At 69.9% G+C, this 24995-nt stretch carries 24 protein-coding genes and 2 pseudogenes; 11 read left to right on the forward strand and 15 right to left on the reverse strand.

Features of this window, described 5'->3' with window-relative positions; genetic code table 11:
- Nucleotides 1–192 precede the first annotated feature (192 nt).
- Both ABZ896_RS18090 and ABZ896_RS18095 read left to right on the forward strand, forming a co-directional pair.
- Nucleotides 193–843: a GntR family transcriptional regulator gene (locus ABZ896_RS18090; RefSeq protein WP_360929296.1), complete on the forward strand. Its 651-nt coding sequence runs from the start codon at nucleotides 193–195 to the stop codon at nucleotides 841–843.
- Nucleotides 840–2138, forward strand: coding sequence for an MFS transporter (locus tag ABZ896_RS18095; protein ID WP_360929299.1), 1299 nt, complete (start codon nucleotides 840–842; stop codon nucleotides 2136–2138). The genes ABZ896_RS18090 and ABZ896_RS18095 overlap by 4 nt, the downstream gene beginning before the upstream one ends.
- 47 nt (nucleotides 2139–2185) lie before the next feature.
- Here the strand turns inward: ABZ896_RS18095 and ABZ896_RS18100 are convergent, their stop codons facing one another.
- Nucleotides 2186–3010: a maleylpyruvate isomerase family mycothiol-dependent enzyme gene (locus ABZ896_RS18100; protein ID WP_360929302.1), complete on the reverse strand. Its 825-nt coding sequence runs from the start codon at nucleotides 3008–3010 to the stop codon at nucleotides 2186–2188.
- 182 nt (nucleotides 3011–3192) lie between these two features.
- Between ABZ896_RS18100 and ABZ896_RS18105 the strand changes: the two genes are divergently transcribed.
- Entirely contained in the window at nucleotides 3193–3987 is a 795-nt protein-coding gene (locus ABZ896_RS18105; RefSeq protein WP_360929305.1) for a carbon-nitrogen family hydrolase, read from the forward strand.
- 22 nt (nucleotides 3988–4009) lie between these two features.
- Here the strand turns inward: ABZ896_RS18105 and ABZ896_RS18110 are convergent, their stop codons facing one another.
- Both ABZ896_RS18110 and ABZ896_RS18115 read right to left on the reverse strand, forming a co-directional pair.
- Nucleotides 4010–4504 (reverse strand): LURP-one-related family protein, encoded by a 495-nt coding sequence (locus ABZ896_RS18110; RefSeq protein ID WP_360929308.1) that lies wholly within the window; start codon nucleotides 4502–4504, stop codon nucleotides 4010–4012.
- Nucleotides 4501–5586, reverse strand: a complete 1086-nt coding sequence (locus tag ABZ896_RS18115; RefSeq protein WP_360929311.1) for a helix-turn-helix domain-containing protein — start codon at nucleotides 5584–5586, stop codon at nucleotides 4501–4503. Before ABZ896_RS18115 ends, ABZ896_RS18110 begins: the two co-directional genes overlap by 4 nt.
- Before the next feature lie 52 nt (nucleotides 5587–5638).
- On the opposite strand from ABZ896_RS18115, the gene ABZ896_RS18120 reads away from it, so the two are divergent.
- Nucleotides 5639–6040, forward strand: coding sequence for a cupin domain-containing protein (locus tag ABZ896_RS18120; RefSeq protein ID WP_360929314.1), 402 nt, complete (start codon nucleotides 5639–5641; stop codon nucleotides 6038–6040).
- Between the two features lie 165 nt (nucleotides 6041–6205).
- On the opposite strand, the gene ABZ896_RS18125 is transcribed toward ABZ896_RS18120, so the two are convergent.
- The 6 genes from ABZ896_RS18125 to ABZ896_RS18150 form a co-directional block, all read right to left on the reverse strand.
- On the reverse strand, nucleotides 6206–6364 hold the full coding sequence (locus tag ABZ896_RS18125) for a hypothetical protein (RefSeq protein WP_360929317.1): 159 nt from the start codon (nucleotides 6362–6364) through the stop codon (nucleotides 6206–6208).
- A gap of 19 nt (nucleotides 6365–6383) precedes the next feature.
- Nucleotides 6384–7520: a glycosyltransferase family 2 protein gene (locus ABZ896_RS18130; RefSeq protein WP_360929320.1), complete on the reverse strand. Its 1137-nt coding sequence runs from the start codon at nucleotides 7518–7520 to the stop codon at nucleotides 6384–6386.
- Nucleotides 7521–7667: 147 nt separating this feature from the next.
- Nucleotides 7668–7916 carry a DUF6458 family protein gene (locus tag ABZ896_RS18135; RefSeq protein ID WP_360929323.1) on the reverse strand — a complete coding sequence of 83 codons (249 nt, stop codon included), beginning with the start codon at nucleotides 7914–7916 and terminating at the stop codon, nucleotides 7668–7670.
- A 77-nt stretch (nucleotides 7917–7993) separates the two neighbouring features.
- Complete coding sequence (locus tag ABZ896_RS18140; RefSeq protein ID WP_360929326.1) at nucleotides 7994–9286, reverse strand: M18 family aminopeptidase; 1293 nt, start codon at nucleotides 9284–9286, stop codon at nucleotides 7994–7996.
- A gap of 88 nt (nucleotides 9287–9374) precedes the next feature.
- Nucleotides 9375–11201: an acyl-CoA dehydrogenase gene (locus ABZ896_RS18145; RefSeq protein ID WP_360929329.1), complete on the reverse strand. Its 1827-nt coding sequence runs from the start codon at nucleotides 11199–11201 to the stop codon at nucleotides 9375–9377.
- A gap of 129 nt (nucleotides 11202–11330) precedes the next feature.
- The gene (locus tag ABZ896_RS18150; protein WP_360929332.1) at nucleotides 11331–12125 is read right to left on the reverse strand and encodes an intradiol ring-cleavage dioxygenase; all 795 of its coding nucleotides are present in this window, start codon (nucleotides 12123–12125) and stop codon (nucleotides 11331–11333) included.
- Between the two features lie 121 nt (nucleotides 12126–12246).
- On the opposite strand from ABZ896_RS18150, the gene ABZ896_RS18155 reads away from it, so the two are divergent.
- Nucleotides 12247–12726 (forward strand): SseB family protein, encoded by a 480-nt coding sequence (locus tag ABZ896_RS18155; protein ID WP_360929335.1) that lies wholly within the window; start codon nucleotides 12247–12249, stop codon nucleotides 12724–12726.
- Here ABZ896_RS18155 and ABZ896_RS18160 read toward each other — a convergent pair whose 3' ends face one another.
- Nucleotides 12727–13458, reverse strand: a complete 732-nt coding sequence (locus tag ABZ896_RS18160) for a TetR/AcrR family transcriptional regulator C-terminal domain-containing protein (protein WP_360929338.1) — start codon at nucleotides 13456–13458, stop codon at nucleotides 12727–12729. It abuts the gene before it with no gap.
- Between the two features lie 121 nt (nucleotides 13459–13579).
- Here ABZ896_RS18160 and ABZ896_RS18165 point away from each other — a divergent pair, with 121 nt between their 5' ends.
- Together ABZ896_RS18165 and ABZ896_RS18170 are read left to right on the forward strand one after the other, a co-directional pair.
- The gene (locus tag ABZ896_RS18165; RefSeq protein ID WP_360929341.1) at nucleotides 13580–15085 is read left to right on the forward strand and encodes an MFS transporter; all 1506 of its coding nucleotides are present in this window, start codon (nucleotides 13580–13582) and stop codon (nucleotides 15083–15085) included.
- 119 nt (nucleotides 15086–15204) lie between these two features.
- Nucleotides 15205–16182 carry a pirin family protein gene (locus ABZ896_RS18170; protein ID WP_360929345.1) on the forward strand — a complete coding sequence of 326 codons (978 nt, stop codon included), beginning with the start codon at nucleotides 15205–15207 and terminating at the stop codon, nucleotides 16180–16182.
- Nucleotides 16183–16248: 66 nt separating this feature from the next.
- Here ABZ896_RS18170 and arsM read toward each other — a convergent pair whose 3' ends face one another.
- The gene (gene arsM / locus ABZ896_RS18175; RefSeq protein WP_360929348.1) at nucleotides 16249–17019 is read right to left on the reverse strand and encodes an arsenite methyltransferase; all 771 of its coding nucleotides are present in this window, start codon (nucleotides 17017–17019) and stop codon (nucleotides 16249–16251) included.
- A gap of 105 nt (nucleotides 17020–17124) precedes the next feature.
- On the opposite strand from arsM, the gene ABZ896_RS18180 reads away from it, so the two are divergent.
- The 3 genes and pseudogenes from ABZ896_RS18180 to ABZ896_RS18190 all read left to right on the forward strand — a co-directional run.
- Nucleotides 17125–17478: a metalloregulator ArsR/SmtB family transcription factor gene (locus tag ABZ896_RS18180; protein ID WP_360929351.1), complete on the forward strand. Its 354-nt coding sequence runs from the start codon at nucleotides 17125–17127 to the stop codon at nucleotides 17476–17478.
- Nucleotides 17479–17729: 251 nt separating this feature from the next.
- On the forward strand, nucleotides 17730–18143 hold the full coding sequence (locus ABZ896_RS18185) for an arsenate reductase ArsC (protein ID WP_360929354.1): 414 nt from the start codon (nucleotides 17730–17732) through the stop codon (nucleotides 18141–18143).
- Nucleotides 18144–18211: 68 nt separating this feature from the next.
- Nucleotides 18212–18310 (forward strand): annotated as a pseudogene (locus tag ABZ896_RS18190) (pirin family protein); the annotation flags it as partial.
- A 71-nt stretch (nucleotides 18311–18381) separates the two neighbouring features.
- On the opposite strand, the gene ABZ896_RS18195 reads toward ABZ896_RS18190, so the two are convergent.
- From ABZ896_RS18195 to ABZ896_RS18210, 4 genes and pseudogenes are all read right to left on the reverse strand, one after another.
- A complete protein-coding gene (locus tag ABZ896_RS18195) occupies nucleotides 18382–19254 on the reverse strand; it encodes a Bro-N domain-containing protein (protein ID WP_360929357.1) in 873 nt (290 codons plus the stop codon).
- An 84-nt stretch (nucleotides 19255–19338) separates the two neighbouring features.
- Complete coding sequence (locus ABZ896_RS18200; RefSeq protein WP_360929360.1) at nucleotides 19339–19545, reverse strand: DUF397 domain-containing protein; 207 nt, start codon at nucleotides 19543–19545, stop codon at nucleotides 19339–19341.
- Nucleotides 19523–20259: pseudogene (locus ABZ896_RS18205) on the reverse strand (helix-turn-helix transcriptional regulator). The gene ABZ896_RS18200 and the pseudogene ABZ896_RS18205 overlap by 23 nt, the downstream one beginning before the upstream one ends.
- 570 nt (nucleotides 20260–20829) lie before the next feature.
- A complete protein-coding gene (locus ABZ896_RS18210) occupies nucleotides 20830–22968 on the reverse strand; it encodes a SpoIIE family protein phosphatase (RefSeq protein WP_360929363.1) in 2139 nt (712 codons plus the stop codon).
- 152 nt (nucleotides 22969–23120) lie between these two features.
- Here ABZ896_RS18210 and aspS point away from each other — a divergent pair, with 152 nt between their 5' ends.
- Nucleotides 23121–24884: an aspartate--tRNA ligase gene (gene aspS, locus ABZ896_RS18215; RefSeq protein ID WP_360929366.1), complete on the forward strand. Its 1764-nt coding sequence runs from the start codon at nucleotides 23121–23123 to the stop codon at nucleotides 24882–24884.
- Nucleotides 24885–24995: the final 111 nt, after the last annotated feature.

Consider the following 24995-nt stretch of genomic DNA (forward strand, 5'->3'; position numbering starts at 1 on the left):
AAGTGTCGAATGGCCCTGAAATGCGGCCGAGTTGGCGGGGGGAAAGAAGGCCGCATACGTGAGACACGTAAATAGCACGGAAGGTTGCACGCGATGTGAGTCGGGGGTCGTGAAGCGAGGGGAGGGACGGGAGAGGCGTCCGCATCCTGGACCGCCCTCCTTATGCGTACGTGTTGTATCTATGCTGTCGGCATGCCTCTGGCCGTGAAACAGCCCCCCGCCGCCGACCGCGTCTACACCCACGTCAAGCAAGGTGTCCTCGACCGCCGCTACGAAGGCGGCACCCTCCTGACCGAGGGCGAGCTCGCCGAGGCCGTCGGGGTCTCCCGGACCCCCGTGCGGGAGGCGCTGCTGCGCCTTGAGGTCGAGGGGCTCATCAGGCTCTACCCGAAGAAGGGCGCCCTCGTGCTGCCCGTCTCCGCACAGGAGATCGCGGACGTGGTGGAGACCCGGCAGCTCGTCGAGGAGCACGCCGCGCGCAAGGCCGTACCGGCCTCCCCGCAGCTGCTGGCCCGTCTGGAGGAGCTGCTCGCGCGGCAGAAGGAGCAGGCCGCCGCCGGGGACCTGGCGGGCGCCGCCGTCACCGACCGCTGCTTCCACGCCGAGATCGTGCGCAGCGGCGGCAACGAGATCCTCGGGCGCCTCTACGACCAGCTGCGCGACCGGCAGCTCAGGATGGGCGTCGCCGTGATGCACGCCCACCCGGACCGGATCACCAAGACCCTCGTCGAGCACGAGCAGATCCTGCACGCGCTGCGGGCCGGGGACGCGGAGGCGGTCGTGGGCCTCATCCACGGGCACGTCGAGTGGTTCTCCCACCTCGCGCGGGGAGAGGTCCGATGAGCCGCTCCACGGTGCTGCCCGGCGACCCTCCGGGCGGCCGGCGCGCGATGGCCGTCTGGGGCATCGGCGTCTCCGTCTACTTCGTCGCGGTCATCTTCCGTACGTCCCTCGGGGTCGCCGGCCTCGACGCGGCCGACCGCTTCCATGTGAACGCCTCGGCGCTGTCGACCTTCTCGATCCTCCAGCTCCTCGTCTACGCGGGCATGCAGATACCCGTCGGCCTGCTGGTCGACCGGCTCGGCACCAAGAAGGTGCTGGCCCTCGGGGCGGTGCTCTTCACGGCGGGGCAGCTCGGCTTCGCGTTCTCGCCGTCGTACGGCATGGCGCTGGCCTCCCGGGCGCTGCTCGGGTGCGGTGACGCGATGACCTTCATCAGCGTGCTGCGGCTCGGCTCGCGCTGGTTCCCGGCGCGGCGCGGGCCGCTGGTCGGACAGCTCGCGGGGCTCGTCGGGATGACGGGCAACCTGATCTCCACGCTGGTGCTCGCGCGGCTGCTGCACGGCATCGGCTGGACCCCGGCGTTCGCGGGCAGCGCGCTCGCGGGGGTCGTCGTCCTCGTCCTGGTGCTGCTCTTCCTCAAGGACCACCCCGAGGGGTACGAGCCGGAGCCGTTCCCGCACCACGGGGCGGCCTATGTACGGCGGCAGATCGCCGCGTCCTGGCGGGAACCCGGGACCCGGCTCGGCCTTTGGGTGCACTTCACGACGCAGTTCCCGGCGATGGTGTTCCTGCTGCTGTGGGGGCTGCCGTTCCTCGTCGAGGCGCAGGGGCTCTCCCGGGCCACCGCGGGCGAGCTGCTGACCCTCGTCGTGCTCTGCAACATGGCCGTCGGACTCGTCTACGGTCAGGTCGTGGCCCGGCACCACGGGGCGCGGCTGCCGCTGGCGCTCGGGACGGTGGGCGCGACGGCGCTGGTGTGGGCGGTGACGTTGGGGTGGCCCGGGGACCACGCGCCCATGTGGCTGCTGGTCGTCCTGTGCGCGGTGCTCGGCGCGTGCGGCCCGGCGTCGATGCTCGGCTTCGACTTCGCCCGCCCGGCGAACCCGCCGGAGCGCCAGGGCACCGCCTCCGGCATCACCAACATGGGCGGCTTCGTCGCGTCGATGACGACGCTGTTCGCGGTGGGCGTGCTGCTGGACGCCACAGGGGGCGACTACACCGTGGCGTTCTCGTCGGTGTTCGTGTTGCAGGTGCTGGGGGTCAGCCAGATCCTGCGGCTGCGGAAGCGGGCGATCCGCAGGGAGCGGGAGCGCTTGGTCGCTAGCCGGGTGGAGACGGTGCACGTCCCTGCGTAACCCCCGGGGCTACGCAGGACTCCTCCCGATCCCTACGGCGTCACCTCTTACTGCGTCACCGTGAAGTTGTTCAGTATCGCCGCCGTCAGGGTCGGGTCTCCCTCCGCCTTCACCCGGTCCGAGACCGCGTCCAGGGTGACTCGGCCGCAGGCCAGGCGGACGTAGGTCTCCCAGTCGAGGGTGAAGGTGGCGGCGGGGCCGAGCGCGGGGGCTGTCTCCAGGGTGCCGCGGCCCTGGATGTCGACGCGGATGGTGCGCAGGAACTCCACGGGGCCGTGGACGTCGAAGACGATCGCCGAACTGCGCGGTGCGTCCGCCTTGGTGGCGACGATGTCGGGCAGCGCGTCCAGCAGGACGTCCCGGGCGACGTGCGCGCCGGGGGAGTCGAGGTTGCCCGGCCGGCCGAGCGCCGTGCGCAGGTCCTGCTCGTGGACCCAGACGTCGAAGGCGTGCGTGCGCATGGACTCCGCGAGCGTCAGTTCGCTTCCCAGCGGTCCGCGCACCTTCGTGCCCGGGTCCCGGGACTCGTTCCGCAGCTGGCGGTTGCGGCGGATGATGACGTACTCCAGCTCGGAGGTCATCTCCGGCGCCGTGTGGTGGCGGCGGACGTCGACCTGCATCTCCATGTACCGCTGGATGTCGTTGGTGACGTGGTAGAGGTCGCGGGGGAGGGTGTGGATGGGCCGCGGGTCGCCCAGCATCTCGCAGTCCAGGCCGATGACATGGGAGACGACGTCCCGCACCGACCAGCCGGGGCACGGGGTCCGGCGGTTCCACTCCCCCTCGACCAGTGGCTGCACCAGCTCGGATATCGCTTCGATGGAGTGGGTCCAGGCGTCGGCGTAGGGCTGGAGGGTGGGATGCAGACTCACGGAACGGGACCCCTCGGCGGTCGGTACACGGGCAGATGGTGGCGGCGTTGCCAGCGGGAGGTGGCTGCACTGAGCGGGTGTCTTGGAACGCTAAGTTACGCTGCTGCGAGGCACCCCGGCAGTGCTTTCGTGTGACGATCGTAGGCCCGTGTGAACGACTCGAATGCCAGGACGGTGGTAGTGTGCGCGCCTCTCTGATCCAGATCGCCGTCGAAGAGGGCGAATCGGTCGCGGTGCGGCGGCTGCGGACGGCCGCTCTGGTACGGGCGCAGGCGGGCGCCGACCTCGTCGTCCTGCCCGAGCTGTGGACCACCGGGGCCTTCGCCTTCGAGGAGTTCGCCGCCGAGGCCGAGCCGCTTGAGGGACCGACGTACGAGCTCATGGCGAAGACCGCGAGCGAGGCGGGCGTGTGGCTGCACGCCGGCTCGATTCCCGAGCGGGCACCCGACGGGGCTCTCTACAACACCTCCCTCTTCTTCTCACCCTCCGGTGAGCTGGCCGCCACCTATCGCAAGATCCACCGCTTCGGCTTCGACAAGGGCGAGGCCGTACTGATGGGCCGCGGCGAGGAGTTGGTGACCGTCCGCCTCCCCGAGACCGTCCTCGGCCTTGCCACCTGCTACGACCTCCGTTTCCCCGAACTCTTCCGCGGGCTCGTCGACGCCGGGGCGCAGACGCTGGTCCTCCCGGCGGGCTGGCCGGAGCGGCGCCGGGCGCACTGGACGCTGCTGGCTCAGGCGCGGGCGGTCGAGAACCAGGCGTTCGTGCTCGCCTGTGGAACGGCCGGGACGCATGCGGGAGTTCCGCAGGCGGGTCACTCGATCGTGGTGGATCCGTGGGGCGAGGTGCTGGCGGAGGCCGGACCCGGCGAGGAGGTCCTCACGGTCGAGTTCGACCCCGCGAAGGCGGCGGAGACCCGGGAGCAGTTCCCCGCGCTCAAGGACCGGGTGCTGGGGCTGGAGACGCCCCGGCGCTGAACGCCGGCCGCGCGCGGGAGGGTCAGTCGTCCTCCCGCTCCTTCTCGGCGAGGTGGATCACGCACACCGCCACCGCGATCAGCAGCGCCGGGTCCGCGTCCTCGCGGACCACGTCGACGCCGTAGGTCTCGCGGACGTGCAGCCATCTGCGGGAGATCACCGCGAGGAGTTCGCCGTCGTACTCGACCGCGAACTCCCGGTCCAGGATCTTGCCGCTGACGTCGAGTTCGGTGCCGTCGACCAGGGCGACCCGGTAGTGGTTGCGGAGCAGGGACAGCCGTTTGCGCCGGATGGTCGCGAGGGGCTCGCCCTCCCGTTCGATCACCATGGTGTCGCGCAGCGCGAACATCTTCTGGTGGATGTCGATCAGCACCCGCCCCCGGGTGTCCTTCAGCTCGAAGGTGTCCCGGATCCGCATGGCCTTGCCGTCGACGAGGAACACCTTGGTGCCCCGGTCGTCCTCGATCCAGTAGTCGTCACCGAAGCCGAGGAGCCGGTCGCGTACGAGGAATCTCATGCCCTTACGGCTTCCCCGGCCACCGCGCGGTCATCGCGGGCAGCGGGGTGATCGTCGCGGCCACCGGGGTGACGCGAGCCGTTCGGCAGCCCTCGCGGCTCCCCGGCCGCCGGTCCGAAGCGCCTGCGGTACGCCGACGGGCTCAGCCCCGTTTCGCGCCGCACGCGCGCGCGGAGGTTCGCCGCGGTGCCGAGACCGCTCCTGGCGGCGACCACGTCGAGCCGCTCCTCCCCGCGCTCGATGAGCCGGCAGGCCAGCGCCACCCGCTCGCCGGTGAGCCAGGCGAGCGGGGTGGTGCCGAGCTGGGTGCGGAAGCGCCGGTGCAGGGTCGCGGGGGAGACGGCGGCACGGGCCGCGAGGCCGGCCACCGTCAGCGGCTCCCCCAGCCGTTCCTGCGCCCACGCGAGCAGCGGACCGAGCGACTCGTCCGGTACGGCGGGCAGGGGCCGTTCCACGAACTGGCGCTGTCCGCCGTCGCGGTGGGCGGCGAAGACCAGGCGCCGGGAGACGGCGTTCGCGACCTCGGCGCCGTGGTCGCGGCGGATGACGTACAGCCCCAGGTCGAGCGCGGCGGCGCTGCCCGCGGCGGTGAGGATCCGCCCCTCGTCCACGAAGAGCACGTCGGGTTCGAGCCGCACGCGCGGGTGCAGATCGCGGAAGGCGTCGGCCCACATCCAGTGCGTGGTGGCCCGCAGCCCGTCCAGCAGTCCGGCCTCGGCGAGGGCGAAGCTGCCGGTGCACAGGCTCATCACGCGCGCCCCACGCGCGTGCGTGCGGCGGATCGCGTCGAGGACGGCGGCCCCACGCGGGACGACGTTGTCGGGGCGGCCCGGCACGACGAGGGTGTCGGCCTCGTCCACGGCCTCCAGCCCGGGCACTCCGGTGAGGACGAAGAAGCCGTGGTTCATCCGCGTCTCGGGCACGGGCGTGCACAGCGTCACCTCGTACAGCGGCCCCGGCAGGCCCAGTTCGGGCCGCGGCAGCCCGAACAGTTCGGTGGCGACCCCGACCTCGAAGGGGTTCGTGCCCTCGTCGACGATCACCGCGACCCGGTGCGGACGGTGAGAGGATCCTTGCGGCATATGCGATTCCTAGCACTCGCGGTCCGCCCGGGCCACCCCGCAGGATCACCCCATGAACCCCGTGACCACCGAACCCGTCTCCCTGCCCGCCGCCCTGGCCTCCTTCACCCGCCAGTGGAGTCCGCGCATCGTCACCGCCGTCAACGACTACGACGTCCGTGTCGCGCACGTCGAGGGCGAGCACCTGTGGCACGTCCACGACGACACCGACGAGTTCTTCCTCGTCCTCGCGGGCGAGCTGCACATCTCGCTGCGCGAGCCGGCCGGCGAACGCACCGTCGTCCTGCCCCCGCTGTCCGTCTTCACCGTCCCGCGCGGCACCGAGCACAGGCCGTACGCCCCCGTCCCGACCGACATCCTCCTGCTCGAACCGTCCGGCACCTCGACGGTCGGCGACCGCCACGAGGCCGTACCGGACCACGTGGACGTGACGACGGGTCACGCGCTGGCGTGACTGTCAGTGGCGGGTGGCACGCTTGACCCATGAGCGAATCCGACTCCCGCCGATCCTCACCGGGACGGACAAGGGCCTTTAGGGGCGCGGGGCTGTATTGAATGTGCGGCTACCGCCGCGTGGGCGCGACCAGCCCCCACACACCCGCAGCCGAAACACAACCGGCTACCGCCGACGCGGCACCAACTTGAACACAGCCACCCCGGCCGCCACCAACGTCGTAGCCGCCACGATCATCGCCATGCTGTTGACCCACATCCCGGTCGCGGCCAGCGTCGCGCCTCCGGCGCCGGCGGACCCGACACCGATCACTCTTCCGTACATGTTCTGTCTCCTATGAGGGTTACGTAGCCACCCACTTCTCCTCGCTGCGGCGGACCAGCCCCCACAGCGAGGTGAAGTAGACGGCGTGCTGAAAAAGGTCGTAGAGCATCTCCGGCACCATGAGCGCGGCCACGAGCACCGCCCGCGGCCCCGCCCTGCGCACGGAGACCGTCTTCTCGACCACGAAGACGAGGCCGATCGCCGTCCAGAACGGCGAGAAGCCCGGCCAGCCGTACAGCGCGGTGTAACTGACCATGTAGGTCAGATAGATCAGGAAGGACAGCGCCCCGAAGCCCATCAGGAACTGCTGCGCGAAGTAGCGCGCGGTGACCCGCGTCCAGCCGTAGTCGCGCAGGTTCTCCAGCGCCCCGCGCTGCCACCGCAGCCGCTGGTGCCAGAGCTTGCCGAGGGTCGGCATGACCTCGGTGGTGACGGCGCACCCCGCAGGCGACATCGCCCGGTACCCCAGCGTCTTGACCGCCTTGGTCATCTCGTCGTCCTCGGTGAGCGAGGCGAGGCTGTAGTAGCCGCTGCCGCCGCCGATGACCCCGGCGCGGCGGGCGGCGCGCACCTCGCGCAGCACCCGGGCCCGGAACATCGTGCCGGTGCCGGTGAGGACCTGCGCTTTGCCGCCGGTGCGCTCCAGCTCCCAGGCGTAGCGGTGGAACTCCATGCGCTGGAGCAGTCCGAGGAGCCCGCCGCCGTCCTCGCCGTAGAAGACCCCGCCGACGGCGCCGACCTTGCGGTTGAACGTGGCGATCGCGGTCTCGGCGAACCAGGGGCTGAGGACGGTGTCGGCGTCCTGCACCAGCAGCAGGTCGCGGTCCTCCAGCTGGGGCAGGATCCAGGCGATGGCCTGGTTGAGGGCCCCGGCCTTCTTGTGCGTGTTGCCCTGGGTGGGAAAGACGTGCGCGCCGTGCGCGAATGCGATCTCGGCGGTGGCGTCGGTGCAGTTGTCGGTGACGACGACGATGACGTCGGGCCGCCGGGTCTGCCGCCACAGCCCCGCGACGGCGGCCGCGATGCGGTCCGCCTCGTTGTGCGCGGGGATCAGCACCACCAGGCGCGACGGGACGTCGAAGCCGTCGGGCGCGGCATGGGCGCGGCGCGCGGCATGCCGGTGCGGGCGCCGCGCGGGTGGAGCGGTGTGGAGCACGGGGAGCCCCCGGGATGTGCTGACGGGCCGAAACGCCCGGCACTGCAAACCCCCCGGGCTCTCAATACACCCGAGTTTTCACGATCTCCACACAATCCGACAAGTCACCCGGGATCACAGGTTGCTCACGGTTGCCTGTGCTTGTCCTTAGATGCCGTATCCGTCGGAGTATCCGTCGCGACGTCCGTGCCGCTCTTCCTCGACTACTGTCGTCGTGGGCGGCACCATCACGCGCCGACGGCGGGCGATGCTGCTGAACGTGGTCACGCCGATCAGCCCGACGATCATCAGGATCACGCCGACCAGGTCGAGGTTGACCCCGTTCATGTGCCAGTCGGTCGCGAACGTGAGGATGGCTCCCACGGCGATGAGGATGATGCATCCGCCGAGGCCCATGAGTGTCGCCTCCTGTCCGGCCCGGTCCTTCCGGTCCGACAACGCGGGTACCCCCACTCGCCGCGAAGAATCGCGAACTACCCCTCCAGGAAGGCCACCAGCGCGTTCGCCAGCAGATGCGGGTCGTCCACGCCGCACAACTCCCGCACGCTGTGCATCGACAGGATCGCCACACCGATGTCGACGGTCCTGATGCCGTGCCGGGCCGCGGTGATCGGCCCGATGGTCGTGCCGCAGGGCATGGAGTTGTTGGAGACGAACGACTGGAACGGCACGTCCGCCTTCTCGCAGGCGGCGGCCCACACGGACCGGCCCGAACCGTCCGTGGCGTAGCGGTTGTTGACGTTGACCTTGAGGATCGGCCCGCCGTTGACGCGCGGGTGGTGCGTCGGGTCGTGCCGCTCCGCGTAGTTGGGGTGCACCGCGTGCCCGGTGTCGGAGGAGAGGCAGACCGTGCCCGCGAAGGCCCGCGCCCGGTCCTCGTAGGAGCCGCCGCGCGCGAACACCGAGCGCTCCAGGACCCCGCCGAGCAGCGGCCCGTCGGCCCCGGTGTCGCTCTGCGAGCCGTTCTCCTCGTGGTCGAAGGCGGCGAGCACCGGGATGTACGGCAGCTCGCGGCCCGCGACCGCCACCAGCGCCGCCGTCGCCGCGTGCACGGACAGCAGGTTGTCCATGCGCGGCCCGGCCACCAGTTCGTTGTCCCGGCCCAGGTAGGCGGGCGCCTCCACGGGGTGCGTCATCAGGTCCCAGCCGGTGACCTCGCCCGCGCCGAGCCCGAACTCGTCCTCCAGGAAGGCGATCAGGTCGCCGCCGCGCACGTCGTCGCCGAGTCCCCAGACCGGCTGGAGGTGGCGCTGCTTGTCGAGCTTGAGCCCCTCCCCGGAGACCGTGCGGTCCAGGTGGATGGCGAGCTGGGGCACTCTGAGCAGCGGCCGGTCCACGTTGACCAGACGCGTGGAGCCGTCCCTGAGGGTCAGCCGGCCGGCGAGCCCGAGGTCGCGGTCGAGCCAGGAGTTCATCAGGGGACCGCCGTAGATCTCCACCGCGACCTGCCGCCAGCCGTGCGCTCCCATGTCGGGCTGCGGCTTGACCCGCAGGTTCGGGGAGTCGGTGTGCGCCCCGACGATCCGGTACGGCGTGTGGGGCGCCGCGCCCTCGGGGACGTACCAGGCGATGATCGCGCCGCCGCGCAGCACGTACTTGCCGCCGCTCGACCCCTCCCACGCGTCCGTCTCCGCGACCTGGCGGAAGCCGGCCTTCTCCAGCCGCTCGGCGGCGTTGGCGACGGCGTGGTAGGGCGTGGGGCTCGCCGCCAGGAAGGACATGAGGTCGTCGGTGTGGCCGCGGTCGAAGCGGTGGGGTGCGCTCATGGGGTTCACCTTAACGACGTACGAGGGCCCGCTCCCGGCGATGGGAGCGGGCCCTCATGAGGACTGAGTGCAGCTGTACGGGTGTGTCCTAGAACGCGGCCTCGTCCAGCTCCATGAGGTCGAGGTCGACGCCCTCGGCGACCTTGCGGGCCAGGGTCACACCGGGCAGGACGTCGGCGGCGAAGAACTTCGCGGCCGCGATCTTGCCGGTGTAGAACGCCTTGTCCTTCGCGGAGGCGGTCGGGAGCTTCTCGGCCGCGATCGCCGCGCCCTTGAGGAGCAGGTAACCGACGACCACGTCACCGGAGGCCATCAGCAGGCGGGTGGTGTTGAGGCCCACCTTGTAGATGTTCTTGACGTCCTGCTCGGTGGCCGCGAGGTCGGTCAGCATCAGACCGACGATCGCCTCCAGCTCGACGGCCGCCTTCGCGAGGTGCTCGCGGGCGCCCGCCAGCTCCTCGCCGCCCTCGCCGAGCGCCAGGAACTTCTTGATGTCCTCGGCGAGGGAGTTGAGGGCCGCGCCCTGGTTGCGGACGATCTTCCGGAAGAAGAAGTCCTGGCCCTGGATCGCGGTCGTGCCCTCGTACAGGGTGTCGATCTTGGCGTCCCGGATGTACTGCTCGATCGGGTACTCCTGGAGGAACCCGGAGCCGCCGAAGGTCTGGAGCGACTGCGCGAGCTGCTCGTAGCCCTTCTCGGAGCCGTAGCCCTTGACGATCGGCAGCAGCAGGTCGTTCAGCGCGTGCTCGGCCTTCGCGTCCTCGCCGCTCGTCTCCTTGACCTGGATCGCGTCCTGGATCGAGGCGGTGTACAGGACGAGGGCGCGCATGCCCTCGGCGTACGCCTTCTGCGTGATCAGCGAGCGGCGCACGTCGGGGTGGTGCGTGATGGTGACCTTGGGCGCGGTCTTGTCGCCGAAGGCGGCCAGGTCGGAGCCCTGGACGCGCTCCTTGGCGTACTCCAGCGCGTTCAGGTAGCCCGTCGACAGCGTGGAGATCGCCTTCGTGCCGACCATCATCCGCGCGAACTCGATGATCCGGAACATCTGGCGGATGCCGTCGTGCTTGTCGCCGATCAGCCAGCCCTTGGCGGGGTGGCGGTCGCCGAAGGTCATCTCGCAGGTGTTGGAGGCCTTCAGGCCCATCTTGTGCTCGACGTTGGTGGCGTAGACGCCGTTGCGCTCGCCCAGCTCGCCGGTCTCGAAGTCGAAGAGGTACTTCGGGACGAGGAAGAGGGACAGCCCCTTGGTGCCCGGGCCGTGGCCCTCCGGGCGGGCGAGGACGTAGTGGAGGATGTTCTCCTCCATGTCGTGCTCACCCGAGGTGATGAAGCGCTTCACGCCCTCGATGTGCCAGGAGCCGTCCTCCTGCTGGACCGCCTTGGTCCGGCCTGCGCCGACGTCGGAGCCCGCGTCGGGCTCGGTGAGGACCATCGTGGAGCCCCACCGCTTCTCCACGGCGACCTTGGCGATGTGCTTCTGGACGTCGTTGCCCTCCTCGAAGAGGATGCCGGCGAACGCGGGGCCCGAGGAGTACATCCAGACGGCCGGGTTGGCGCCCAGGATCAGCTCGGCGAAGGCCCAGATCAGGGAGCGGGGCGAGGTGGTGCCGCCGATCTCCTCGGGCAGGCCGAGCCGCCAGTACTCGGAGTCCATGAAGGCTTTGTACGACTTCTTGAACGAGGGCGTGACCGGCGCGGTGTTCGTCTCCGGGTCGAAGACCGGCGGGTTGCGGTCGGCGTCCGTGAAGGACTCCGCCAGCTCGTTCTCCGAGAGGCGGGTCAGCTCCTCCAGGATGCTCTTCGCCGTCTCGACGTCCATGTCCCCGAACGGGCCCGTGCCGTACAGCTTGTCGCGTCCGAGTACTTCGAAGAGGTTGAACTCGATGTCGCGGAGGTTCGACTTGTAGTGCCCCATGGCTCCGGCTCCGTTGAGAGGTCGGCGAGGCACTTCGATCCTCGCGCTAGTTCACGTACCAACAAGTAGCTACGATGATGCTACCCGTCGGTAATAAGTCGCAACCCCGATCCGGCCATCTGTGAGGAGTCACACCGCGACGGTCAGGGTGGCGGTGTACCCCTCCTCGACGCTCCCCTTCACCACCGCGAGCTGCTGGTCGTGGCCGTCGCTGAAGACCATGTCGCTCTCCAGGGACAGGGGGCGCAGATTGGCCACGCTGCTCTCGTAGCCCTTCGTCGCGTACACCGTGTCGCAGACGTCCTTGGGGAAGGCCAGCTGCGAGGTGTTCGTGATCGCGGTGGCCGCCGTGGCGTCGCCGAGAGTGCCGTAGACCTCGAAGTGGATGTGCGGCCAGCGGCCGGTGTAGCAGCCGGGGAAGATGCTGGTGAAGGTCACCTGCCCCTTTTCGTCGGTCTCCTGGACCCCGCGCAGGTAGTTCTCGTCGGTGACACCGTCCGTATAGAGGGAGTAGGCGCCCTGCCGGTCGCAGTGCCACACGTAGACGGCCGCGCCCTTCCTCGGGGTCCCGCAGCCGGAGTCCGCGTCGACGACCGTGAGCGTGACGGTCAGCGGGACACCCTCGGCGGTGCCGCCCGCGGAGTCGCCGAAGCTGCCCCGGATGTCGGCGCGGACGACCCCGCTCTCCTTGAGGACGTTCACACCGTTCGAGCCGTCGCCGGGGTAGGGACCGGCGGTCTCCTCGGGGATCGTGGCGCACTCGGCGGACGACGCGGTGTCGGACTTCTCGGCGGTGCAGCCCACCAGGGGGACCAGGCTCGCGCCCGCCAGCAGGCGGATCATCCGTCGGCGGGCGAGCACGGGAAGGTCGTACGAGAGCCCTCTGTCGTGCTCGTGGGCCTCTTCGTCGTGGTGTCGGTGCATGAGAAGACGCTATGAGCGACGGCCGCGGGAAACCCAGGGTCGGCCGCTGTCGGGTCGCTGTCGGTTTCCGGGGTACGGGGAGACGTCCGCGGCTCCTGTTCCGCTCGGTACGCTTACGCCCATGTACGGCTACGAGCAGAACGTCGGCGCTCAGCAACAGCAGTACGGTGTCCCGCCGCAGCAGCCCATGGGCGGCGGCGCGGGCGGGTACGGCCAGCAGCCGCCGCTGTACCCCGAGCCGTCCCCGCCGTCGCTCGCGGACGCGGTGCGCGCGTTCACCACGGGGCAGATGTCGGCCGAGGACTTCCAGCAGGTCTTCGCCACGTCCAAGGTGTACTGCCCGCGCGGCGACAACCCCGGGTTCCTCGCCCTGCACAACACCCAGCAGCCGGTGATCCCCATGTTCACCTCGCTCAAGGAGCTGCGGCGGTACGCGGGCAAGGAGTCCAAGTACTTCGTGATCACCGGCGCGGAGGTGATCGATCTGCTGCCGACGGGGTACGGGTTCGTCCTCGACATGGAGGGCGAGCACCGGATGGTCTTCGACGCGAAGGCGGTCGAGCAGATGGTCGAGTTCGCGATGCGGCGGATGTACGGCTAGTCAGCGCAGACGCAGGGCCAGCCCGTCCAGGATGATCTCCAGCGCCCCTGCGAACTTCGCTTCCCTCAGGGCCGCCGGGTCCTTTGTGGCCTCCTCCGTCCGTGCGTAGCCCTTCGCCAGGTGGGTGTGGGCAGCTGCCGCCTGTTGCGCCGCCGGCATCAGCCGGGTGAGGAAGTCCGCCTCCGTCTCGCCCGAGCGGGAGACCGTCAGGAGCCAGGCGGCCTCCGTGGTGCTCATGCCGATCACGTACGACAACACCGCGTCGATCGCCGCCGAGGGGTCCGGGAAGCCGGCCGCCGTGAAGAGCGCGGCGAGGCGCTCGGAGTACGCCATCAGGTTGGGGCCGAGATAGGCGAGGCCCGCCTGGCCGAGGACCGAGCTCAGCCAGGGGTGCCGTAGCGCCGTCGTACGGAAGGAGCGGGCCGCCTCCGCGACGGCCGCCCGCCAGTCCTGGCCGTCCGCCGCCGGTACGTGGATCTCCGCGGCGACCTCGTCCACCGCCAGCTCCATCAGCTCGTCCTTCGTGGCCACGTGCCGGTAGAGCGAGGCCGCGCCCGCGTTGAGGCGGGTGGCGAGCTTGCGCATGCTCAGCGCCTCCACGCCCTCCGCGTCCAGCATCACGATCGCCTCCCGCACGATCGCGGCGCGGCTCAGCGCGGGCTGGCCGGGCCGGGGCTCCGGGCGGGCCCAGACGGAGGGGATCGGGTTCGGCTGTGCGGCCTTGGCTGCCATGGGGCTCCCTCGCTGCGTACGTCGTTCGCATTCAGCGTACAGCGATGAGGTGTTGCGAACGCTGTTCCACTGTGCGTACAGTGTTCGCATCGAAGGAACGGTGTTCGCGAAGGGGAGTCCGATGGAAACCGTGAGTGCGGTGGCAGCCGTGGCCCGTGATCCGCGTCGTTGGTGGATCCTGATCGTGCTCTGCCTGAGCAGCCTCGTGCTGGTGGTCGACGGCATGGCGCTGACCGTCGCCGTGCCGGTGATGACCGAGGAGATCGGGGCGAGCGCCCAGGACACCCAGTGGATCCTGGACTCGTACATCCTGGTCTTCGCCGGTCTCCTGCTCACCTCCGGCAGCCTCGGCGACCGGTTCGGCCGCCGCCGGGTGATGCTGATCGGGCTGCTGCTCTTCGGCGTGGCCTCGCTGGGCGCGACCTGGTGCACGAGTCCCGGCGAGGTGATCGCCGTACGCGTCGCGATGGGGGTGGGCGGGGCGCTGATCATGCCGTCCACGCTGTCGATCCTCATCACCGTCTTCGACGAGGACGAGCGCGGCAGGGCGATGGCCGCCTGGAGCTCGGTGTCGATGCTCGGCCTGGTCGGCAGCCCGGTGCTGGGCGGTGTCCTGATCGACCACTTCTCCTGGCAGTCGATCTTCTATCTCAACGTGCCGGTCGTGGCCCTCGCGCTCGTCGCCGGCGTGACCCTGATGCCCGAGTCGAAGGCGCCCTGGCAGAAGCCGGACCCGCTGGGCGCGGTGCTGTCGGCGGCCGGGATGACGGCCCTGGTCTGGTGGATCATCGAGCTTCCGCAGCACGGGGTGTGGACGGCCGCCCTGCCCGTGGCCGTCGTCGCGCTCGTCGGCTTCGTGGTCTGGGAGAACCGGGTGGCGTCCCCGATGGTCCCGCTGGTCCTTTTCAAGCACCGTAACTTCAGCGGCGGTTCGCTCTCCCTGGCCCTCGTCCAGATCGGCAACGGCGGTCTGCTGCTGGTGCTGACCCAGTACCTCCAGTTCGTGCTCGGGTACTCGGCGGTCGAGGCGGGCCTCGCCTTCCTGCCGCTGGCGGTCACGGCCCTGCTCGGCAACGGAGTGGGCGTCAAGCTCGCCGCGAGCTACGGCAACCGGTGGGTGATCCTCGCGGGGATGCTGGTGATGGTGGCCTGCTTCGCCCTGCTGACCACGGTCTCGGCGGACTCCGGCTTGACCGTCCCGGCGGTCGCCCTCGGGCTGCTCGGCCTCGGCGCCGGTCTCGCGATGCCGGCCGCGGTCGCCGCGCTCATGGGGACGATCCCGGAGGACAAGGCGGGCGTCGGCTCGGCCCTCAACGACACCGTCCAGCAGGCCGGCACCGCGCTCGGCATCGCGATCCTGGGCTCGCTCCTGTCGAGCGGCTACGCCGACCGGATGCCGGCGGGGACGCCGGATGCGGCCCGGCACTCGATCGCCGGGGCGGTGCCCCTCGGGGACGACCGTCTGGTCGCGGCGGCCCGCGAGGCCGTCACCGGCGCGATGTCCACGACGTTCACGGTCAGCGCGATCGGTGTCCTGGCGGCGGCGGTGCTGGCGACGCTGGTGATGCGGGAGGACGGGCCTGTTGCAGTGGGGGCGGAGGAGCGGGAACCGGAACCGGTCGGCTGACCTCTTGACCCCTTGTGGGGACATCGGGGAGCCCGGGGGAATGTCCTCCGGGCCTTTCCCGTTATGGGTGGCAGAAAGTTCAATGCTCAACTAAACTGGCCGCACAAGGAGGTACCGACATGCCTGCAGTGACCGTCGAGAACCCGCTGACCCTGCCTCGTGTAGCCGCTTCGGCCGACGCGGTGGCCCGTCCCGTACTCGGTGTGACGACGGCACCGAGCGGTTTCGAGGGCGAGGGCTTCCCGGTGCGCCGCGCGTTCGCCGGGATCCACTACCGCCACCTCGACCCGTTCATCATGATGGACCAGATGGGCGAGGTGGAGTACGCGCCGGGCGAGCCGAAGGGAACCCCCTGGCACCCGCACCGCGGCTTCGAGACCGTCACTTACATCATCGACGGGATCTTCGACCACCAGGACAGCCAGGGCGGTGGCGGGACCATCACCAACGGCGACACCCAGTGGATGACCGCGGGCTCGGGGCTGCTGCACATCGAGGCGCCGCCGGAGGCGCTGGTCATGTCCGGCGGTCTCTTCCACGGCCTCCAGCTGTGGGTGAACCTCCCGGCCAAGGACAAGATGATGGCCCCGCGCTACCAGGACATCCGCGGCGGTTCGGTCCAGCTGCTGTCGACCCCGGACGGCGGCGCGCTGCTCCGGGTCATCGCCGGTGAGCTGGACGGTCACGCGGGTCCGGGCATCACGCACACGCCGATCACGATGATCCACGCGACGCTGGCGCCGGGCGCGGAGCTGACACTGCCGTGGCGCGAGGACTTCAACGCGCTGGCGTATGTGCTGGCGGGCAAGGGGTCCGTCGGTGCGGAGCGGCGTCCGATCCACCTGGGTCAGACGGCGGTCTTCGGTGCGGGCGGGTCACTGACCGTCCGTGCGGACGAGAAGCAGGACTCGCACACGCCGGACCTCGAGGTCGTGCTGTTGGGTGGCCGGCCCATCCGTGAGCCGATGGCCCACTACGGCCCGTTCGTCATGAACACCCGCGAGGAACTCCAGCAGGCGTTCGAGGACTTCCAGAAGGGGCGGCTGGGGACGATCCCGGCGGTCCACGGGATGTCGGAGGGCGGCCCGCAGGACTGACCGAGAACCACGCGTGACCAAGCCCCGTCCGGACAACTACCGGGCGGGGCTTGCTCGTTGCCGTGGTCAGTTACGGCGGGAGCGCGCCCCGGCGGGCTTGTCGGCCCGGATGATCGCGGAGTGCATGCCGTCGGCGACCGCGTGGGTCGGTGCGATCTCGATGTGGGTGAATCCGACGGCCTCCAGACCCGCTCGGTACTCCGCGAAGGACAGGGCGCCGGCGATGCAGCCGACGTAGTCGCCGCGCTCCGCCCGCTGACCGGAGGTGAGGGTGTCCTCCGCGACGATGTCGGAGACGCCGATCCGGCCGCCGGGCTTCAGGACGCGGAAGGTCTCGGCGAACACCGCGGGCTTGTCCGTGGACAGGTTGATCACGCAGTTGGAGATCACCACGTCGATGGTGTCGGCGGGGAGGGGGATCGCCTCGATCGTGCCCTTGAGGAACTCGACGTTGGCTGCGCCCGCCTTTTCCGCGTTGGTGAGGGCGAGTTGGAGCATCTCGTCGGTCATGTCGAGGCCGTACGCCTTGCCCGTGGGGCCGACGCGGCGGGCGGAGAGCAGGACGTCGATGCCCCCGCCGGAACCGAGGTCGAGGACGCGTTCGCCTTCGCGGAGTTCGGCGACGGCGGTGGGGTTGCCGCAGCCGAGGGAGGCGGCGACGGCTTCGGCCGGCAGGGCGTCGCGCTCGTCGGCCGCGTACAGGGTGGAGCCGAAGTTCCCGTCCACCTCGACGGGCTGCGGACCACAACAGGCGGTGCTGCCTTCGGTGACCGTCACTGCTGCCGCGGCATAGCGCTCGCGGATGGTTTCGCGCAGGTCGGTTGACTGATCGGGCATGACTCACTCCTGGGTGACAGGGCATGGCGGTGCCCCGGAACGGCTTGTATTGACGTTCATTGATGCAACCTTGCGCCTTGGATTGAAGGACGTCAACATAGAGGCATGTCGAAACAAGAGCTGAAGATCCTCGACCAGGGCACGTCCGCTCCGCTGGGGAAGGACCAGGCGGCAGACCTGGCGAAGATCTTCAAGGCGCTGGGGGACCCGGTCCGCCTGCGGCTGATGTCGATGATCGCCTCGCGTGGGCAGGGCGGGGAGGTGTGCGTCTGTGAGCTGACCCCGGCCTTCGACCTGTCACAGCCGACGATTTCGCATCACCTCAAACTGCTGCGGCAGGCAGGGCTCATCGACTGCGAGCGGCGCGGGACCTGGGTCTACTACTGGGTGCTGCCCGGCGCCCTGGAGCGGCTGGCCTCGTTCCTGACCGCGACCGAACCTGCCGTGGTGCCTGCGTGAACGCCCCTCTGGCGCGGCGCGCGCCGGCCGAGGGGGCGGGGGGCGGCCGCGCTCGTGGCCGTGGTGGTCGGCTCCGGGATCGCTCCGGCTTCCGTTGTCCCGTTCATCGCTGCCCAACTGGTCGGAGCCGTCGTCGGTCTGGCCCTGGTCACGATGGTGTTCGGGCGTTCAACCTCCCACGCTGCACAGCCGGTTGCCCCTGAAGGCGAACCGGGCTTGGCCGCCCGCTGACTCCCCGAAAGACACCTGCCGTGAACACTCCTGCCGCACGTCCCTCCGTGCTGTTCGTCTGCGTCCACAACGCCGGGCGCTCCCAGATGGCAGCCGCCTTCCTCTCCCACCTCGCGGGTGACCGCGTTGAGGTCCGCTCCGCCGGTTCCACCCCCGCCGACACCGTCAACCCCGCTGTCGTCGAGGCGATGCGCGAAGTCGGTATCGACATCTCCGCCCGGACTCCGAAAATCCTGACGACGGAAGCCGTGCAGGCGTCCGACGTGGTGATCACCATGGGATGCGGCGACGCGTGCCCGGTCTTCCCCGGCAAGCGGTACCTCGACTGGAAGCTCGACGACCCGGCAGGGCTCGGAGCGGAGGCCGTCCGTCCGATCCGGGATGAGATCGAGGCACGTATCCGTGTACTCATCTCGGAGGTAGCGCCCCTCTGACGGCTGGGGCCGCCGCCCGCCTTGAGCCTCAGGCGGCGGTTTTCGGTGCGGAGGAGAGGCAGGACTCGCACACCCGTGAGGAACTCCAGCAGGCGTTCGATGACTTCCAAAAGGGACGGCTGGGGATGGTGCCCGCTGTGCACGGAATGGCTGAGGGCGGCCTGTAACTAGCGGTACGGTACGACAAGGCCCGAAGCCGCAATTTCGGGTTGCGACTTCGGGCCTGTCTTGTCGTTGGCTACGGCAGCACGTAGAACGGCGCGCCGTTCGGAGCGCGGCCCACCTGCCGTACGCATTCCTGCTCGGACAGCAACTCCAGGCTGTCGTGGACGCGGTCGGGCGACAACCCGGTGCAGACGGAGATCTCGTCCACGCTGTAGCCCGCGCCGCCGTGCAGGAGCGCCGGGGCCAGGTGGGCGGCCACCGCGTGGACGTCCTCGGTGACGACCAGGTTCCGGGACTTCCAGTTGGCCAGGAGCTGCTGGGGTGTCAGCTCCGGTGCCTGGACGGGGCGGGAGCGGTCGTCGGAGCGACGGACTGTCTTGGCGAGGTCACGGAGCATCTCGACGATCGTGTTCTGCTTGTCGTCGATCTGCCGCAGTACCGCGTCCGTCCGGCTGTCGCGTTCTTCGAGCCGGACCAGGGCGTCGGCGAGTTGTTGCGGTACGGCGTAGGCGGTGGGGGCGGCCGGGGCGGCGGGCTGTACGGGAGCCGGGGTCAGGGAGTAGGAGCCGTCGCGCTGGATGGTGGCGATGACTTCGGAGACCCAGCTCTTGAAGGGCTGGGACTCTGGCTTCGTGCAGCCGTTGACCAAGCGGATCAGGCCTTGGAGATCGACGACGTTCATGTCTCGTCGCCACTCCCGACCTGCGGGAACGCTGAGACCGTAACCTCCAGTTACGCTCTCAAGAATCTCTCGGTGCTCTGCGGGGACATGGTCCGCCAGAGTCTTCCGGGGGTTGCTGTACCCCAACTCCTTGAGTACGTCCGCCGCCGGGAACCAGTGCGTCCCGTCCGGCATCGTCAGCCTCCGTACCCGCGCCCCCGTGGCCGCGTACACGAAGTCGTTGATGTCGATCGCGTCTTTGCGCGTGTTGTTCTGCTCGTTCATTCGAGCATCACCTCCGTGTCGGAACCTAGAGACAACGGAGGTGCAACTCGCTTACAGATAAGGGATGTTCACCCGAAGCGGTGATCAGCGCTTCACGTCGGTGACGAATGCGGACCAGGCCGTCGGGCCGAAGAGGAGTGCCGGGCCGGTGGGGTTCTTGCTGTCGCGGACGGGGGTGAGGCCCGGGTGACCGTCGGACACCTCCACGCAGTCGCCGTTGTCGCTGCCGCTGTAGCTGGACTTGCGCCAGGCGGTGAGGGCCGACGCGTCAGGGATGTGGTGGGCGCTCATGGTCCTCGTAGTCCTCAGCCGCCGATGCGATCAGGTCCAGGGACGCCTCCGGCGGCAGTGCGACGGCCCTGGCCATATCGTATGCATCGCGATAACGGCGGACCAGCGACTGTTCGTCGGTCAGCGAACCGGTGTGCAGGGCCTCTACATAAGCCATGTCAGGAGCATCGGCGAAGCGCATCAGCTTCAGCGTGGTGCTCATGCCCGGGTGGGCTCCCGCGCTGAAGGGGAACACCTGGACCATGACCCGGCCCGAACGCCCCAACTCCGCGATGTGCCGAGCCTGTTGACCACCTTCTCATCAAGCTTGGCCGACGTGCTGTTGGGCTTGGCCACCTTGAGCACGGCCCGCGCATACGCCGCCGTCTGCAACAGACCCGGCACGAAGGCGACCGCGTACTCCTCGATGAACACCGCCAGTTGCTCCGCCTCCGCCGCCTCCTGGAAGTGCTCGGCGAAACGGGCCTTGGTGAGGGTCTTGCGCCAGCGGGTGAAGAAGCCGTCCGTGCCCAGGACTTGGTCGAGTCGTTGCGCGTCCGCGTGGGACGGGGTGCGGCGGCCCGCCTCGTAGTGGGCGACGAGGGACGGCGAGCACACGATCCGCTCGGCCAACTCGGCCTGGGTCAGCCCCGCGGTCTCTCTCCTGCGGCGCAACTCGTCGCCGTACCGCTGCTCGTTGCTGATTGGTTCCCGGCGCCCTGCTTGACCCGTCATCCGCGCAACGCCCCTTCCTGACGGCCGCGTTGTAGAGCCGATCACTCTGTCCACGGTAGCCGCGCACCGTCACGCTGTGGATACGAACGGTGAGATCAGTGAGGTGGGAGGACGGCGAACGAGATGGACACCCGTGGCTGCGGCCTCCGCGAGGCGGGGCGAGTGGGACGTGCCCCCGGAACTCCTTCGCGACTCGGACCCCGGCGAGGCGCTGAGCCGGTCACCTACGCGATGGAGTGCGCGGTGCCGCAAGGGTGGGTGCTGGCACACGGTGGGCGGAATCCCTCGCACCACAGCTACCGTGCGGCCCTGGCGTGCCTGGTGGAGGCCGTGAGCGGCACTTGTTGACACCTCGTCACCTGACCGGCCGACCGTGCAGGGCGATCCCGTGGGCGAGTGACCTGCTGGATGCGTGCGACTGCTCTCCGACCCCGTCCGCCGCCCGGCTGACTGGTACCGGGGGTGATTGGTGGCTTTGTCCCAGGCCCAAGGGCATTCGGCCACGTTCGTTCCGGGCGGGGGCGGGACGAATGCACCAATCCCTCGATGCTTGCACCGTTCGAGGGCATGCTACTCGGCGGCGCCCGAAGGCTCGGCGCCCGAGGACTCGTAGAGTTCGAACCAGATGCTCTTGCCCTCGCCCTGGGGGTCCACGCCCCACAGGTCCGCGAGCATTTCGATCAGGAGGAGGCCGCGGCCGGAGGAGGCCAGTTCGCCGGGGCGGCGTTTGTGGGGGAGGTCGTCGCTGGTGTCGGTGACCTGGACGCGCATCCGCCGCTCGCCCGCAGGGCCGCGCACCTCCGCGTGCAGCAGGGCGTCCGCGTCGGTGTGGACCAGGACGTTGGTCAGCATCTCCGAGAGCAGCAGGACCGCCGAGTCGACCTGGTCGGCCGAGGCCCAGTCGTGCAGCAGCTCGCGCAGCTGCTGGCGGGCCACCGCGACCCGCTCGGGCTGCGCCTGCGCCACCGACAGCAGCGTGCGACGGATCGCCGGCGCCTCCGCGACCGGGCCCTCGACATCCGGCCCCGCCCCCTGCCGGCGCAGCAGCAGGACCGCGATGTCGTCCTCGCGGCGGTCGGCCAGCGGACCCGTCGTGTGGTGCGAGGAGGGCCCGTGCACCGCCTGGACCAGCGCGTCGGCGAGCCCCTCCAGATCGCCGGTGTGGGTCTCCAGGATGGTGCGGACGCGCTTCCAGCCGGTCTCGAAGTCATGGCCGCCGGTCTCGATGAGCCCGTCGGTGCACAGCATCAGCGTCTCGCCGGGATCCAGGACGACCCGCGTCGTCGGATAGTCGGCGTCCGGGTCGATGCCCAGCGGCAGCCCGCCGTCGGTGCGCTTGGCCAGGACCGTGCCGTCGGCCATCCGGATCGCCGGGTCGGGATGCCCGGCCCGCGCCACCTCCAGCACACCGGTCGCCGGGTCGGCCTCGACATACAGACAGGTCGCGAAGCGGAGGTCGGTGGCCTCGGGATCGTCGTACGTCATCCCGTGCAGAAAGCGGGAGGCGCGGGAGAGGACCGCGTCCGGCCGGTGACCCTCGGAGGCGTAGGCCCGCAGCGCGATGCGGAGCTGGCCCATCAGCCCGGCCGCCCGTACGTCATGGCCCTGGACGTCGCCGATGACCAGGGCGAATCGGCTGCCCGGCAGCGGGATCATGTCGTACCAGTCGCCGCCGACCTGGAGACCGCCGCCGGTCGGGACGTACCGCGCGGCGACCGTCATGCCCGGTATCTCGGGGCCGAGCATCGGCAGCATCGAGCGCTGCAGGCCGTCGGTCAGCGCCCGCTCGCTCTCGGCGACCTCGGCACGGGAGAGGGCCTGGGCGAGCATCCGGGCCACGGTCGTCAGGATCGACCGCTCGTCGGGGGTGAAGGCGACCGGATAGGCGAAGGACGCCATCCAGGCGCCCCTCGTGCGGCCGGCCACGGTCAGCGGCAGGAAGGCCCAGGACTGCCGACCGAGGTTCTCCACCAGCGGCCACACCGCGGGGTAGCGCGTCTTGTAGGCGGCGGGGGAGGAGAGATAGACGGCGCGGCCGGACCGGATCACCTCGGTCGCCGGGTAGTCGGTGTCCAGCGGCATCGGCGCGAAGGGATCCCCGTCGCCGGGCTGGTAGCCGTGCAGGCCGACGATGGTGAGCCGGTCGCCCTCGCTGCCGAAGACCGCGAGGCCGTCCGGTGTGAACCCCGGCATCGCGAGCCCCGCCGCGACCCGCAGGACCTCCTCGGTCGACCGGGCCTCGGCCAGCGCACGGCCAGCGTCCAGCAGGAAGGCCTCACGGGAGCGCCGCCAGTCGCCGGTGACCGCGGTGCGCCCGGCGGGGGTGCCGGGCACCGGCTCGGTGACCTCCTGAAGGGTGCCCGTCAGCTGGAACGACTTCTTCGCCGGGTCGTACGACGGCTTGGAGCGGCTGCGGACGGTACGGATCACCCGGCCCCGCTCGTCCATGATCCTGATCCGCACCTCGGCGAGGGTGCCCTCGGCGACGGCGAGCTGGACCACCCCGGTGATCTCGTTCCAGTCGACGGGGTGCAGTCGGGAGCGTGCCTGGGCCTCCGTGAGGGAGGTCGGCTCCGCGGGCAGGCCGAGGAGCCGGGCTGCCTCGGCGTCCACCGTGACTAGTCCGTCGGCCGTGTCCCACTGCCAGACGCCGGTGGCGAGGGCGGTGAGGACCTCCTCCACGGCGGGCAGGGGCTCACCAGTGCGCATTGCCCCACTCTATGAACAGGTGATCCGGGCGTGCCACCGATCCGCCGGTTAATGGTGGGGAGGCGATCTTGGGCGCCCCGGTAGGCTTGGGGGAGTTTCACGTGAAACGAATGAAACGAATCCCCCGATCCGCGAAGGCTGGATGAACGACGATGCATCGGTACAGGTCCCACACCTGCGGCGAGCTCCGCTCCTCTGACGTCGGCACCGACGTCCGGCTGAGTGGCTGGCTGCACAATCGGCGCGACCTGGGCGGCATCCTCTTCATCGATCTGCGCGACCACTACGGCATCACGCAGCTCGTCGCCCGTCCGGGCACGCCCGCGTACGAGGCGCTGGACAAGGTCTCCAAGGAGTCCACGGTCCGCGTCGACGGCAAGGTCGTTTCCCGTGGAACCGAGAACGTGAACCCCGAGCTGCCCACCGGCGAGGTCGAGGTCGAGGTCGGCGAGGTCGAGCTGCTCGGCGCGGCCGCCCCGCTCCCCTTCACGATCAACGCCGAGGACGGGGTCAACGAGGAGCGGCGCCTGGAGTACCGCTTCCTGGACCTGCGCCGCGAGCGCATGCACAAGAACATCATGCTGCGTACGGCGGTGATCAGCGCCATCCGTCACAAGATGACGGCTCTCGGGTTCAACGAGATGGCGACGCCGATCCTCTCCGCCACCTCCCCCGAGGGCGCGCGCGACTTCGTGGTCCCCTCCCGCCTGAACCCGGGCAAGTTCTACGCCCTCCCCCAGGCCCCGCAGCAGTTCAAGCAGCTGCTGATGATCTCCGGCTTCGACCGCTACTTCCAGATCGCGCCCTGCTTCCGTGACGAGGACGCGCGCGCGGACCGCTCGCCGGGCGAGTTCTACCAGCTCGACGTCGAGATGAGCTTCGTCGAGCAGGAGGACGTCTTCCAGCCGATCGAGAAGCTCATGACCGAGCTGTTCGAGGAGTTCGGCGGCGGCCGTCACGTCACGAGCCCGTTCCCGCGGATCCCCTTCCGCGAGTCGATGCTGAAGTACGGCTCCGACAAGCCGGACCTCCGTGCCCAGCTGGAGCTCGTCGACATCACCGACGTCTTCGAGGGCTCGGAGTTCAAGGCCTTCGCCGGCAAGCACGTGCGGGCGCTCGCGGTGCCGGACGTCTCCGCGCAGCCGCGGAAGTTCTTCGACCAGCTCGGTGACTACGCGGTCTCGCAGGGCGCCAAGGGCCTGGCCTGGGTGCGGGTGGCCGAGGACGGCTCGCTGTCCGGCCCGATCGCGAAGTTCCTCACCGAGGAGAACGTCGCCGAGCTGACCAAGCGCCTCTCGCTCGCCGCCGGTCACGCGGTGTTCTTCGGCGCGGGCGAGTTCGACGAGGTCTCGAAGATCATGGGCGCGGTCCGCGTCGAGGCCGCCAAGCGCGCCGGGCACTTCGAGGAGGGCGTCTTCCGGTTCTGCTGGATCGTCGACTTCCCGATGTACGAGAAGGACGAGGAGACCGGCGCGATCGACTTCTCGCACAACCCGTTCTCCATGCCGCAGGGCGGCCTTGAGGCCCTGGAGACCCAGGACCCGCTGGACATCCTCGGCTGGCAGTACGACATCGTCTGCAACGGCGTCGAGCTGTCCTCCGGCGCGATCCGGAACCACGAGCCCGAGATCATGCTCAAGGCCTTCGAGATCGCGGGGTACGACCGCGAGACCGTCGAGGAGAAGTTCGCCGGCATGCTGCGCGCCTTCCGCTTCGGCGCCCCGCCGCACGGCGGCATCGCCCCCGGCGTGGACCGCATCGTGATGCTGCTGGCCGACGAGCCCAGCATCCGCGAGACGATCGCCTTCCCGCTCAACGGCAACGCCCAGGACCTGATGATGGGCGCGCCGACGGAGCTGGAGGAGGCCCGGCTGAGGGAGCTGCACCTGACGGTGCGCAAGCCGCAGCCGAAGTAGGCGGCACGTCCAGAGGTGGCTCGGAACCGGCGTCGGTACGGTATGGGCTGGCGGCGAGGCAGTCGTCGGCGTACTCACGTGCGTAGCGGTCGTAGGGGCCGGCGAAGAAGT

It is taken from the genome of Streptomyces sp. NPDC047072, from assembly GCF_040643855.1.
In the GTDB taxonomy this organism is placed as follows: Bacteria; Actinomycetota; Actinomycetes; order Streptomycetales; family Streptomycetaceae; genus Streptomyces.